Source organism: Halomonas caseinilytica, from assembly GCF_001662305.1.
Taxonomy (GTDB): Bacteria; Pseudomonadota; Gammaproteobacteria; order Pseudomonadales; family Halomonadaceae; genus Halomonas; species Halomonas caseinilytica.
In genome coordinates this window covers 187353-200735 of record NZ_BDEP01000016.1, presented here as the reverse complement: position 1 = coordinate 200735, position 13383 = coordinate 187353, and the positions used below count along the sequence as shown (strand labels likewise).

The 13383-nt window shown below is 64.6% G+C and carries 9 protein-coding genes; 1 reads left to right on the top strand and 8 read right to left on the bottom strand.

Annotation, left to right across the window (positions count from 1 at the left end):
• Positions 1 to 4 precede the first annotated feature (4 nt).
• From gltB to pilM, 8 genes are all read right to left on the bottom strand, one after another.
• A complete protein-coding gene (gltB, locus tag A9O65_RS10930; RefSeq protein WP_064702127.1) occupies positions 5 to 4453 on the bottom strand; it encodes a glutamate synthase large subunit in 4449 nt (1482 codons plus the stop codon).
• A gap of 435 nt (positions 4454 to 4888) precedes the next feature.
• On the bottom strand, positions 4889 to 6013 hold the full coding sequence (gene aroB, locus A9O65_RS10925; RefSeq protein WP_064699607.1) for a 3-dehydroquinate synthase: 1125 nt from the start codon (positions 6011 to 6013) through the stop codon (positions 4889 to 4891).
• A 4-nt stretch (positions 6014 to 6017) separates the two neighbouring features.
• Positions 6018 to 6560: a shikimate kinase AroK gene (gene aroK, locus A9O65_RS10920; RefSeq protein ID WP_064699608.1), complete on the bottom strand. Its 543-nt coding sequence runs from the start codon at positions 6558 to 6560 to the stop codon at positions 6018 to 6020.
• Positions 6560 to 7897, bottom strand: a complete 1338-nt coding sequence (locus A9O65_RS10915) for a type IV pilus secretin PilQ (protein ID WP_064699609.1) — start codon at positions 7895 to 7897, stop codon at positions 6560 to 6562. The genes aroK and A9O65_RS10915 overlap by 1 nt, the downstream gene beginning before the upstream one ends.
• A gap of 47 nt (positions 7898 to 7944) precedes the next feature.
• The gene (locus tag A9O65_RS10910) at positions 7945 to 8457 is read right to left on the bottom strand and encodes a pilus assembly protein PilP (RefSeq protein ID WP_064699610.1); all 513 of its coding nucleotides are present in this window, start codon (positions 8455 to 8457) and stop codon (positions 7945 to 7947) included.
• Positions 8454 to 9074 (bottom strand): type IV pilus inner membrane component PilO, encoded by a 621-nt coding sequence (locus A9O65_RS10905; protein WP_064702126.1) that lies wholly within the window; start codon positions 9072 to 9074, stop codon positions 8454 to 8456. Before A9O65_RS10905 ends, A9O65_RS10910 begins: the two co-directional genes overlap by 4 nt.
• Positions 9071 to 9619 carry a PilN domain-containing protein gene (locus A9O65_RS10900; RefSeq protein WP_064699612.1) on the bottom strand — a complete coding sequence of 183 codons (549 nt, stop codon included), beginning with the start codon at positions 9617 to 9619 and terminating at the stop codon, positions 9071 to 9073. The genes A9O65_RS10905 and A9O65_RS10900 overlap by 4 nt, the downstream gene beginning before the upstream one ends.
• Positions 9616 to 10602 (bottom strand): type IV pilus biogenesis protein PilM, encoded by a 987-nt coding sequence (gene pilM / locus A9O65_RS10895; RefSeq protein WP_254783074.1) that lies wholly within the window; start codon positions 10600 to 10602, stop codon positions 9616 to 9618. Before pilM ends, A9O65_RS10900 begins: the two co-directional genes overlap by 4 nt.
• Before the next feature lie 245 nt (positions 10603 to 10847).
• Here pilM and A9O65_RS10890 point away from each other — a divergent pair, with 245 nt between their 5' ends.
• Positions 10848 to 13376, top strand: coding sequence for a penicillin-binding protein 1A (locus A9O65_RS10890; protein WP_064702125.1), 2529 nt, complete (start codon positions 10848 to 10850; stop codon positions 13374 to 13376).
• Positions 13377 to 13383: the final 7 nt, after the last annotated feature.

Below are 13383 nucleotides of genomic sequence, written 5' to 3'. Positions count from 1 at the left end.
TCATTCACTCCGGCTGGCGCCGGGACTGGTCCAGCAGGCTGGCGAGACTCGCCGCCTTGGGTTTCACCAGCCAGAAGTGGCGAATGAAGTCGCTGAAGTCCTCGAGGATGTCGCGGCCGCGCTGCGAGCCGGTCTCGGCGACGAACTCTTCGATGACTTCCCTCAGGTGTCGACGATGGGCCTCCATGGCCTCGGTATTGACCCGGTGGATCTCCACCAGTTCGTGGTTGTACTTGTCGACGAAGGTGCGGTCCTCGTCGAGCACGTAGGCAAAGCCTCCCGTCATGCCAGCGCCGAAGTTGACACCGGTCTCGCCGAGCACGGCGACTAGACCACCGGTCATATATTCGCAGCAGTGATCGCCGGCGCCTTCGATTACCGCTTGGGCACCGGAATTGCGCACCCCGAAGCGCTCGCCGGCGGTACCGGCGGCAAACAGCTTGCCGCCGGTGGCGCCATACAGGCAGGTATTGCCGATGATCGCCGTCTTGTGGCTTTCGAAACGACTCTCGCGCGGCGGCACGATCACCACCCGACCACCGTTCATGCCCTTGCCGACGTAGTCGTTGGCATCGCCTTCCAGGTAGAGGTGGAGGCCACGGGCATTCCAGACCCCGAAGCTCTGGCCGGCCACGCCACGGAAGCGCGCGGTCACCGGCGCATCCTCGAGCCCCGCTTCACCATAACGCTTGGCGATGGTTCCGGAGGCCAGCGCTCCCACGGAGCGATCGCAGTTGGTGATGGAAAACGCGAACTCTCCGCCGGACTTGTCCTCGATGGCCGCCTTCAGAGCCTGAAGCACCTCCTGGTTCTTGGCCCCCGGATCATGGGGCACGTTGCGCTCGACGCGGCAGAACTGCGGCGCCTCGGCCGGCACGAAGTCGTTGGTCATCAGCGGCGACAGGTCCAGCCGGCGCTGGGAAGCCGTCACCCCCTCGATGGCCTCGAGCAGGTCGGTGCGTCCGATCAAGTCGGTGAGCTGGCGCACACCCAGCATAGCCATCAGCTCGCGCACTTCCTCGGCAATGAACCGGAAGTAGTGCTTGACCATGTCCACCGTGCCGCGGAAATGCTCGTCACGCAGGGCCTGGTGCTGAGTGGCGACACCGGTGGCGCAGTTGTTGAGGTGGCAGATACGCAGGTACTTGCAGCCCAGAGCAACCATCGGGGCGGTACCGAAGCCGAAGCTCTCGGCGCCGAGGATCGCCGCCTTGATCACGTCCAGTCCGGTCTTCAGGCCACCATCGGTCTGCAGGCGAATCTTGTCGCGCAGGCCATTGATGCGCAGCGCCTGGTGGACCTCGGGCAGGCCGAGCTCCCAAGGGCTGCCGGCGTGCTTGATCGAGGTCAGCGGGCTTGCCGCCGTGCCGCCATCATAGCCGGAGACGGTGATCAGATCGGCATAGGCCTTGGCCACGCCGGTGGCGATGGTACCGATGCCGGGCTCGGACACCAGCTTGACCGAGACCTGGGCATCGGGATTGACCTGCTTGAGGTCGAAGATCAGCTGCGCCAGGTCTTCGATGGAGTAGATGTCATGGTGCGGCGGTGGCGAGATCAGCGTCACACCGGGCACCGCATAGCGCAACCGGGCGATCAGCTCGTTGACCTTGCCACCGGGCAACTGACCGCCCTCCCCGGGCTTGGCGCCCTGGGCCACCTTGATCTGCAGTACTTCGGCATTGGCCAGGTAGGCCGGCGTGACGCCGAAACGCCCGGAGGCGATCTGCTTGATCTTGGAACTGCGGATGGTGCCGTAGCGGGCCGGATCCTCGCCCCCCTCGCCGGAGTTGGAGCGCCCGCCGGTCTCGTTCATGGCCTGGGCCAGGGCCTCGTGGGCCTCCGGCGACAGGGCGCCGAGCGACATGCCGGCACTGTCGAAGCGCGGCAGCAAGTTCTCGACGGGCTCCACCTCCTCCAGCGGCAGCGGCGTCTCGGCAGGCTTGAGCCGCAGCAGGTCACGAATGGTGGCCGGCTCGCGGTCGTTGACCAGCGACGCAAACTTCTTCCACTTGGCGTAATCGCCTTCCTGGACGGCCTCCTGCAGCGCCTTGATCACATCCGGGTTGTAGGCGTGATATTCGTGCCCGTGCACGTACTTCATCAAGCCACCGTGCGAGATGCTCTTGCGCGGCTTCCAGGCATCCTTGGCCAGCAACTCCTGCTGCAACTGCAGCTCGGCAAAGCCGGTGCCCTCGATGCGCGAGGCCATGCCGGCAAAGCACATGTCCATGACCTCGGAGGCCAGCCCCACGGCCTCGAACAACTGGGAGCCACGATAGGAGGCCAGCGTCGAGATCCCCATCTTGGAGAGAATCTTGAACAGCCCCTTCTGCAGCCCCTTGCGATAGTTCTCCCGGGCATCGGCAGGATTGCCGACCAGCTCACCGGTACGGTGCATGTCGGCCATGACCTGATAGGCCAGCCAGGGATAGACCGCCGTGGCCCCGACCCCGAACAGCACCGCCATCTGATGGGCATCGCGAGCATAACCGGTCTCGACGATCAGGTTGACGCGAGGCCGCAGCGCCAGGCGGCCAAGGTGATGATGCACCGCCCCCACTGCCAGAGCGGCGTGAATGGGCAGTTGCCCCTTCTCCAGACCGGCGTCGGACAGCACCAGCAGTACCTTGTCGCCGCGGGCAGCCTTCTCGGCCTCGGCGCAAAGCGCCTGCAAGGCCCCCTTCAGCCCCGTGGTCTCGGGGTCATAGGCCAACGACAGCGTATGGCTGGCAAAGGCCGGGTCTTCCTGGGAGACCAGCGCCGTGAACTTGCGCGGCGACAGCACCGGTGTGGTCAGGATCAGGCGATGCGCATGTTCCGGCGTTGCCTTGAAGACATTGCGCTCGGCGCCGATGCAACTTTCCAGCGACATCACGATCGACTCGCGCAGCGGGTCGATGGCCGGATTGGTGACCTGGGCGAACTTCTGCCGGAAATAGTCGGTCAACAACCGCTGCTTGCTGGAGAGCACCGCCATGGGCGTGTCGTCGCCCATGGAGCCCACGGCCTCCTGACCGCTTTCCGCCAGCGGACGCAGGATCTGATCGCGCTCCTCGAAGCTGATCTGGAACATCTTCTGCTGCACGGCCAGGGCGTCGGCATCCATGTTCTGGAACCGCGCCAGCTCGGTGAGCGCCGACTCCAGGTAGCTGGCCTCCTGCTTGAGCCAACGCTTGTAGGGATAGGCCGACTTGAGCCGCGAGTCGATATCCTCGGTGTGCAGGACTTCGCCGGTCGCGGTATCCACGGCCAGGATCTGTCCCGGACCGACCCGCCCCTTGGCCACCACGTCCTCGGGCTTGTAGTCGTAGGTGCCGATCTCCGAGGCCAGGGTGATGTAGCCGTTGCGGGTGATGACCCAGCGCGCCGGGCGCAACCCGTTCCTGTCGAGCATGCAGACCGCCTGGCGACCGTCGGTCATGACCACACCGGCCGGCCCGTCCCAGGGTTCGGCATGCATGGAGTTGTACTCATAGAAGGCGCGCAGGTCGCCGTCCATGATCTCGACGTTCTGCCAGGCCGGCGGCACCATCATACGCACCGCGCGATGCAGATCCATGCCGCCGGTGAGCAGTACCTCGAGCATGTTGTCCATGCTCGAGGAGTCGGAACCGGTGGTATTGACGATCTCGTCGAGCTCGGCAATGTCGGGCAGCCTGTCGCTGGTGAAGTTTTCCTTGCGCGAGTTGGCCCAGCCACGGTTGGCCTGGATGGTATTGATCTCGCCGTTGTGGGCCAGCAGCCGGAACGGCTGGGCCAGGGGCCAGCGCGGTGCAGTATTGGTGGAGAAACGCTGGTGGAAGACGCAGATGGCCGTCTCCAGGCGCGCATCGCCCAGATCGTGATAGAAGGCGGGAAGATCCACCGGCATCACCAGGCCCTTGTAGGACACCACCTCGGGCGACAGCGAACAGACATAGAAGTCCTCGTCATCGCGCAACGCCTGCTCGGCATGACGGCGCGCCATGAACAGATCGACATCGAAGGTGTCACCGGTGGATTCGCCGGGCTCGACGAACAACTGCCGGATACGCGGCAGGCAATCCAGCGCCATGGGACCGCAGACACTGGGGTCCACCGGCACCTCGCGCCAGCCCAGCACCTTGAGCCCTCGCCGGGTCAATTCGGCTTCCAACGTCTCCCGGCCCCGAGCCTCCCGGGCATCGTCGTCGGGCAGGAAGATCGAGCCGACAGCGAAACGCTCGCCCAGCTCGATGCCAAGCACCTCCTGCGCCACCTCGCGCATGAAGGACTCGGGCATTTTCAACAACAGGCCGCAGCCGTCGCCGGTCTTGCCATCGGCGGCGATACCGCCGCGATGCGTCATGCAGGTCAGCGACTCGATGGCAGTCTTCAGCAAGTCGTGGCTGGCCTGCCCCTCCATGTGGGCGATCAAGCCGAACCCACAGTTGTCACGGAATTCGTCGGGCTGGTGGAGACCTCGGTTCATGGACGTGCCTCAGCTACGAAGAGTGTTTTATTGGCAGATTTTATGTGTTATATTTTAATGTTTTTCTTTTTACACAGAACCACTATTTGGCTCTTTATACTGCACGGCAAAAGGCCGACCAGAATAGCCAGCCCCCTCCCACGACGCAACGGCCTTCGCCCCTATATCTCCGCATTTTCTCCATCAAATCCGTGACTTGCACGGACGATCAACAAAAAACCCCTACCAACTCAACGGCTTGCAAAACACCTTGAGCACCCTTTGAGATACAAAATCACTAATAAGACTTTAGTCGCACAATGCCTCGAACCGCCATGCCGATATGGCATATGGCATGCGAATTCTTGCAAGTCACCACCTATACACTCCCCCATGACGACGACGCCCGCGCTATTCGCGCGGGCGTCGTCGACAGCACTCGGGCCAGTTCCTGCTTTATTGACGAGGAAAGGTCTCCAGCAACTCTTTCAGCATCTCGGGGGGCGTCTCGTCATGAACGCAGGCATCGCCGAGACGGCGCAACAGAATCAAGCGCAAGCGCGCATCCACATTCTTCTTGTCCAGGCGCATGAGCGACAGAAAGTCCGACTCGCCCATGTCAGCCGGTGCTGCCAGCGGCAATGCTGCAGCCTCGAGAATCGAACGAACCCGCGCTACATCGGCCTCCTCGAGCCAACCCAGCCGATGCGACAACCCCGCTGCCATCAGCATGCCGGCCCCCACGGCCTCGCCATGCAGCCAGTTCCCATACCCCTGATGCGCCTCAATGGCATGACCGAAGGTGTGCCCCAGGTTGAGCAGTGCCCTCACCCCCTGCTCCGTCTCGTCCTCGGCGACGATCTCGGCCTTGAGACTGCAGCTTCTTTCGATGGCGGCTGTCAGGGAAGCGGCATCCAGGCCTCGCAGCGCCGGCATCCGCTCCTCGAGCCAGGACAGGAAGCCGGCATCCCGAATCAGGCCATACTTGATGACCTCGGCGAGCCCGGCAGACAGTTCACGAGGCGGCAGGCTCGCCAGGGTATCCGTGTCGATCAGCACCGCCCGAGGCTGCCAGAAGGCACCGATCATGTTCTTGCCACGAGGATGATTGACACCGGTCTTGCCACCGACCGAGGAATCCACCTGGGCCAGCAGGGTCGTGGGCACCTGGATGAAGGCCACACCACGCTGATAGCTGGCAGCGGCATAGCCGACCATGTCGCCGATCACGCCGCCCCCCAGGGCGATCAGGGTACAGCGCCGATTGAACCCGGCCGCCAGCAGAGCGTCCCAGATACGCTCGACACTCGCCAGCGTCTTCGTTGCCTCACCGTCCGGCAACACCAGCTCATGCACGTCCAGATCGTCCGGCAGGCCGCGCTTGCACGCGTCCAGGTACAAGGGCGCCACCGTCTCGTTGGTGACCACCATCACCTGGCGGCCGGCAAGATGGGGCGTCAGCCACCGGGAATCGCCCAGCAGACCCGGTCCTATGTGGATGGGGTAGCTGCGTTCGCCCAACGCCACCCGAAGGGTGCTCAGGGCATCATGGGATTGCGTGGCATCATGGGATTGCGTCATGGCATCAGGCCTTGCATTGGAGTGGATCGACCAGCCGCTCCACGCGACGCAGGATATCGCTGGCCACGGCACGCGGCCCCCGCCGGTCGGTACGCACGATGATGTCGGACGTGGCCCGGTAGAGCGGATCGCGCAGCACGAACATCTCCTCGAGCACCTGGCGGCGGTCGTCGCGCTGCAACAGCGGGCGATTGCGATCCTTCGCAGTCCGCCGAAGCTGCTGGTTCACGGTGGTATAGAGATAGATCACGGTACCGCTTTCGCGCAGCACCCGACGATTCTCCTCGCGCAGCACGGCCCCGCCGCCCGTCGCGATGACCACCTGTTCACGCTCGGCCAGCTCCCGGATCATCTGGGACTCGCGGTCGCGAAAGCCCGATTCGCCCTCCACATCAAAGATCCAGGGAATATCGGCGCCGCAGCGCGCCTGGATCTCGTGATCGCTGTCGAGGAAGTCTCGTGACAGGTCGGCCGCCAGCAGGCGGCCGATGGTACTTTTCCCGGCCCCCATGGGACCGACCAGGATCAGGTTGGGTAATGCCGGCATCAGTGAGTCGCCAGGTTGTCGTCCAGTATTCGGGGCGTAATGAATACCAACAACTCTACCTGATCGCTGCTGTTCTCGGTATAGCGAAATAAGTGGCCGAGCATCGGTAGATCCCCCAGCAGGGGCGTCTTGAACAACTGGCGCACCTGCTCGGTGGTGAGAATCCCGCCGAGCACCACGGTATCGCCGTCGTCGACCAGTACCTGGGTGGCAATCTGGTTGGTATCGATGGCCGGCGCGCCACCGAAGGTCTCTTGAGCCACGGTGTCGTTGTTGATCGCGAGTTCCATGATGATGCGATCATCCGGCGTGATCTGGGGCGTGACCTCCAGGGACAGCACGGCTTCCTTGAACTCGACATTGGTGGCGCCGCTGGACGTCGCCTCCTGATAGGGAATCTCGGTGCCCTGCTTGATCAGTGCAGTACGCTGATTGGCGGTGATCACCCGAGGCTGGGAGATAATGCGGCTCTTGCCCTCGCTTTCCAGGGCGCGCAATTCCAGGTCGAGCAGCACGTCCCCGGACAAGTAGCCGAAACCGAAGGTGGTGCCCGGAGAACGAGCGCTTCCAAGGTCCACGGCCAGTCCTCCATCCTCGGCAATGCCGCTGGAGGCACCAGCGGCATTGATCCCATTTGGAGAATGCCCTTCGTTGGCGGACACTCCCCAGTCGATGCCGAGCTCACGCGCCACACTATCCCGAGCGATGACGATGCGCGCCTCAATGCGCACCTGCCGCACCGCCACATCGAGACGCGCCAGCATCCGCCGAATCGCGGCAACGCGATCGGCGGTGTCCTGCACCAGCAGCGTATTGGTCCGTGCATCCACGGCGACCCGACCGCGCTGCGTCAACAGGCCGATCCCGGTCTCGCCCCGCAGCATGTCCGCCAGATCCATCGCCTTGGCATACTTGATCCGCAGGTGCTCGGTCACCAAGGGAGGCTCGATCGCACTCCCAGCCAGCGCTTCCTGCCGGCCCCGCCTGGCCAGCTCCGCAGCGGGCGCCACCATGATGACATTGCCCCGCCGACGACTGGCCAATCCATGACTTTCGAGAATCAAGGCCAAGGCCTGCTGCCAGGGCACATCCACCAGATTCAAGGTTACTCGCCCCGACACGCTGTCGCTGGCCACCAGGTTGAGGCCGGTGACATCGGCAATGGCCGCCAGCGCGGTACGTATCGAGACATCCCGGAGGTTGAGCGAAATCGGCGGCACGCCATCATCAACTGCCGCATCGGCAGCCGCCTCTGCCCACACCTGACGGGACAACGCCGCGGTGAGCATCATCACCAGCACGACAGCGCCCACCGCTCCATTTCGCACTCTTGCCATATTGCCAGCCTCCATGCTGTCACCACGACGCCACCGTCACTCAACCCTCAGCTATCCAGTGCCAGAGTGACGTCACGCTCGCTCCAATCCCCGTTGCCATCGGGATGCCTCACCACCAGACGAACCTCCGCCTCGCCGATCGCGACGATGCGACCTCGATGTCGTCCGAGACGAGCACCAACCCCCACTCGGTGCACCCGCCCCTCCGGCGTTCTCACCAACGCCCAGGCCTCGTCCGCGATCCTCAGGATTCCCACCAGATTCAGCGCCTCGATTGTCAGATCCTCGAGCGGCGTCCGCGACACCTCCCGCGACGCCACCTCACCCACATCGGCACGCCCCTCCCCTGATTCCGGGACCGCAAAAGGGCTCGGAGCGTCGGCAAAGCGATAGCTCATGACCTCCTCTTCAGGCGCTGCCGGCAATGCCTGCCTGGCCGGGGCAACGGCATCGACACGCCAAGCCTCGAGGCGCCGTTCCAGGGCTTCGAGACCCGCGTCCTGACAGCCCGCCGACAATACCGCCAGCCCCAGCAGTCCCACTCGCCCCCATCGTGTCATTCACTCTTCTCCCCGCCGCCCGGCATGCGGGCACTGTAAGCCCGGGCATGTGCCGATAGCCTCGGCCGGCCATCGACCATCGCCAGCCGCACGTCATGCAGGGTCACCAGGCGTGGCAGATTGGCGACATCGCCGATGAAGCCGCCGAGCCGATGATAGGAGCCCGTCACGCGAATCGAGATGGGATGAACGACCACAAACGCCGCCTCTTCGGCGGCTCCGAGCCGTATCGCCTCGATATCCAACCGACGCTCCTGCGCCATTGTCCCGATGTCGTCGATCAGCGACGTCATGTCGGCCGACTCGGGAAAGAGGGGCGTCATATCGGCCAGCCGCTTCTCGAGCGCCGCCACTGTCTCACGCAGTTCCGGCAAGTGGGCCGCGCGCTCGGCATCATCGCGATAGGCCTCCAGCAAGGCGTGCTCCTCGCGACGCGCATCCTCCAGCGCCGTGATGGTCGGCACCGCCAGATACGCATAACTCACGCCCCCCAGCACGACCGCAATGATCCCGCAGCACACCCCCTGCAGGCCAAGGGGCCAATGGCCGGCGTCGCGAACGTCCAGCTCGCGCCACTCCAGGCTTTCCAGACGCTGCCTGACGGCTTTCCAGCTCATATCGAACGCTCTCCCCAGTTGGCGAGCACCACGCTCAACCGGAAACGCCACCCACCCGAGAAGGGCTCCACTTCCGACAAGGAGGGCGCTGCAAAGACAGAGGACGCCTCCAGGGCCTGGAGTTGCGTGGCGATCCGCCGATGGCTGTCGGCCGAGCCCCGTAATACCAGCAGCGCTTCCCGCTGTTCGAGGGCCGAATAGCGCACGCCATCCACCCGCGTGCCGGCCAGCCCATTGAAGATGTCCAGGACCTCCGCACGCCTGTCGAGGTGCTCTTGCAACGCCGCCTGGCGCTGCTCCAGGTCCGCGATGCGCCGGCGCTGACGCTCGGCGGCCAGGACAGCGGGGCGTAACGCCTGGGCATGACGCTCGATGAGGGCATGACGCTGCCGTTGTGCATCGAGAACAGAGGCGTAATAGCGCTCCGCTCCATACCCCGTCGCCACGCCGAGCAGCAGCGCGCACAACAGCATGACGCGCCAGCGTCGTTGGCGCCGCTCCCGACGCCAATCGCGCCACGGCAGCAGATTGATCTCGATGCTCATGCCCGCCCCCGCATCGCCAGGCCACGGGCGATCAACAGCTCCGGCGCATCCCTGGCCAGCGAACGGTCATCGACGCGCGGGTGCGGTCGCACGCCATCCAGCGGATTGAGCACCGTCACTTGCATGCCGCTTTCTTCCGCCAGACACTCCGCGACCCCCGGCAACATGCCGGCACGCCCCACCAGGGAAAGGCGACGCACGACACAGCACCGCCCCGCGGTGTAATAGAGTTGCAAGGCCCTCCCGACCTGCCGGGCCAGGGATGCGACAAAGTCCTCGGGGATACGCCTCTCTTCGATCAGCTCCCGCCCGTCCAGCGCCATATCATGGCGGTAGACGACGCGCCCACGATGCAGAATATAGAACGCGCTGCCGTCGGCGCCGACATCCACCAGCGCCATTCCCTCCGTGTCATTGGCAGGCGGTGCGAAGCCGGCCCCGAGCGCGGTCATTGCCCGTTCCACGGCAAAGGTATCGACATCCACGGCCACGGGCATGAGACCGGCACGGGTCAACAGCTCGGCGCGCTGCTCGACGGCAAGGCGACGGCAAGCGACCAGCAACACCGATTGCAGATCGGCATCGTCGTCGAGCCGCCCCAGCGGCTGAAAATCGAAGGCGACTTCACCGAACGGAAACGGAATATGCTTGTCGGATTCGAGTTGAAGGCGGGACTCGATATCGTCCTCGCCGAGCGAGGCGGGCAGGTTCAGGGTCTTGACGATGGCGGCCTCGGCCGGCACCGCGGCACAGGCTCGCTTGCCGAGGGGGGAGATATCTGCCAAGGCACGCGACAGGGCGTCGACGACGGCATCATCATCCTGAATACGATGCTCGATCACCGCACCCGCGCGCAAGGGTACGACACCATGGCCCGAAACCCGTGGCTCGCCACCCATGCAGCGCAACTCGACGAGCCTGACGGCCGTCGAGCCGATATCGACACCGATCAATCCCTTGACGGCTGTTTTGAAGTGCAACACTGCTCACACCCTCCGGTGCGAGTCATGCCACGGACCTCCAGCGCCTCCCTGCGCCTCGGCGATCACCATCGCAAGCCCGTTCTAGAAGGTTAGATGCAAATGGCAAATTTCGCACAAAGAGACTGTCGCCACCTGTCAACGCTGGTGGTCCCTGCATCGTCTTCCTATAATGGCCTTCGCATTGCACGACCACGCTTCGCACCTCGCTACGACGTTCTCGTTCTCAGCACGGATACCGCGTTTTCATGAAGTTCCTCAGAACCCTGGTTTTCTCAGCACTCTGGCTGCTGGTTTCACTTGCCACCGCCTCGGTGCTGGCCGTGGTCGGCGCGGCACTGTATTTCGCCCCGGGACTACCGGACGTCCGCCAGCTAGAGGACTTCGAGCTGCAGACCCCGCTGCGCATCTTCACCCGCGACGGCAAGCTGATCGGCGAGTTCGGTGAAGAACGACGCCTGCCAGTGGAGTTCGACGAAATTCCCCAGGGCATGGTCCAGGCCCTGCTGGCCGCCGAGGATTCCAGCTACTTCGACCACCACGGCGTCGACCCCAAGGGGCTGGCCCGCGCCGCCGTCGAGCTGGTCGCCAGCGGCGGTGCCATTCAGTCGGGCGGGTCGACCATCACCATGCAGGTCGCGCGCAACTACCTGCTGACCCTCGACCGCACCTATATCCGCAAGGTTCGCGAGATCCTGCTGTCGCTGGAGATGGAACAGATCCTCAGCAAGGAAGATATCTTCGAGCTCTACGTCAACAAGATCTTCCTCGGCCATCGCTCCTACGGCATCGCCGCTGCCGCCGAGGTCTACTATGATCGGCCGCTGGCCGAATTGACCCTGGCCGAGCAGGCCATGATCGCCGGTCTGCCCAAGGCTCCCTCTACCTTCAATCCGTTGGCCAACGCCGAGCGCGCCCTGATCCGCCGCAACTGGATCCTGTACCGCATGCGAGATCTTGGCTTCATCGATCAAGCCGCCTATGAGGAAGCCGTTCAGGCACCGATCACCGCGCGGCGCCATGTCGCCAAGGCCGAAGTCCGGGCCGACTATGTTGCCGAAATGGCGCGCCAGTTCGCCACCGAGCGTTTCGGCGACAAGGCCTACACCGGGGGCTACCGCATCACGACGACCCTCGACAGCAAACTCCAGCCCATGGCCCGGCAGGCCCTGGCCAACGGCCTGATCGCCTATGACACCCGTCACGGCTGGCGTGGTCCCGAACAGACCGACATCCCCCGCAGTATCGCGGAAGCCCAGGAACGCACGGAGCGCCAGGGACTGGAGGAAGAACTCTCCGAATCACCGGAAGTCATGCAGACCGCGCGTCGCGCCGCCGAACGCAGCCAGACCACGGTCGAAGGCATCGAAGGCGACGTCAGCAACTGGCTGCAGGTGCTCGAGCGCACTCCTGAGCTCGGTCCGCTGCAACCGGCCATCGTGGTCGAGAGCGAGGGGCGCGAGATGCGCGTGCTGACCAGCGACAAGGAGATCAAGACCCTCGACTGGGACGGCCTCGACTGGGCCCGCCCCTACCTCAGTGCGCGCAGCCGCGGTGCCGCGCCCAACAATGCCGCCGACATCGCCGCTCCCGGCTCGCTGGTGCGCATCATGCAACGCGAGGACGGCAGCTGGCGGCTTTCCCAGCAGCCCGACGCTCAGGGCTCGCTGGTCGTCATGGATCCTCGGACGGGGGCCATCCTGGCGCTCCAAGCCGGCTTTGACTTCGACGCCAGCAAGTTCAATCGCGCCGTTCAGGCCCGCCGCCAGTCCGGCTCCATCTTCAAGCCGTTCATCTACCTGGCGGGGCTCGACAGCGGCGACGTGACCCCGGCCACCGTGATCAACGATGCCCCCGTGGTCATGCAGGACGGCAGCAACGAGCTGTGGCGTCCCAGCAACTCCAGCGGCGATTTCCTGGGTCCGACCCGGCTACGCGAAGGGCTGGCCCGTTCCCGCAACCTGGTCACGATCCGCCTGCTGCAGTCTCTGGGGCTCGATCGCACCCTCGAATTCCTCGATGAATTCGGCTTCAACCCGGAGCGCCTGCCTCACGGCCTCTCCCTTGCCCTGGGCAGCGCCAGCCTGACGCCCCTGGAGATGACCCGCGCCTATGCGACACTCGCCAACGGCGGCTTCCGCATCCAGCCCTGGTTCATCCAGCGCGTGACCCGCGGCGAACACCATTCCCTGGTGGAGAAGGCCGACCCCAAGGTGGCCTGCCGCGATTGCACGTCCGACCAGACGACCACCGAGATCGATGGCGAGACTTATCGGGTCGCACCGCGCGTCGCCGCTCCATCCTCGGTCTACATCCTCCGCGACATGCTTCGTGAAGTGGTCGAAAGCGGCACCGCACGAGGCGCCCTGGCCCTGGAACGAGAAGACATCGTCGGCAAGACCGGCACCACCAACGACCAGCGCGACGCCTGGTTCGCCGGTTTCAACATGGACCTCGCGACGACCGTCTGGGTGGGCAAGGACGACAACTCGCCCACCGCCGAATACGGCTCACAGGCCGCCCTGCCGATCTGGGTCGATTTCATGGGACAGGCCCTCGACGGTCGCCCGGAGCGGATTCCCGAGCGCCCCGAGGATGTCGTCGAAAGACGCGTGGACCCCGACACCGGCCGCCTGCTGCGTGATGACCAGGGCGGCGGCATAACGGAGCTGTTCCGCGCCGACCACCTGCCCGGCTACCAGCCACGTCGCGTGGAACGGGAAGTCGAGCAAGAAAGCGGCTCACAGGGTACCGGCATCTACGAAGCCATCTTCTGATCCACCC

Bases quoted from the DNA above. Each gene is read 5' to 3' on its own strand.
- gltB (WP_064702127.1), bottom strand. From the start codon at position 4,453: ATGAACCGAGGTCTCCACCAGCCCGACGAATTCCGTGACAACTGTGGG.
- aroB (WP_064699607.1), bottom strand. From the start codon at position 6,013: ATGACGCAATCCCATGATGCCACGCAATCCCATGATGCCCTGAGCACC.
- aroK (WP_064699608.1), bottom strand. From the start codon at position 6,560: ATGCCGGCATTACCCAACCTGATCCTGGTCGGTCCCATGGGGGCCGGG.
- A9O65_RS10915 (WP_064699609.1), bottom strand. From the start codon at position 7,897: ATGGCAAGAGTGCGAAATGGAGCGGTGGGCGCTGTCGTGCTGGTGATG.
- A9O65_RS10910 (WP_064699610.1), bottom strand. From the start codon at position 8,457: ATGACACGATGGGGGCGAGTGGGACTGCTGGGGCTGGCGGTATTGTCG.
- A9O65_RS10905 (WP_064702126.1), bottom strand. From the start codon at position 9,074: ATGAGCTGGAAAGCCGTCAGGCAGCGTCTGGAAAGCCTGGAGTGGCGC.
- A9O65_RS10900 (WP_064699612.1), bottom strand. From the start codon at position 9,619: ATGAGCATCGAGATCAATCTGCTGCCGTGGCGCGATTGGCGTCGGGAG.
- A9O65_RS10890 (WP_064702125.1), top strand. From the start codon at position 10,848: ATGAAGTTCCTCAGAACCCTGGTTTTCTCAGCACTCTGGCTGCTGGTT.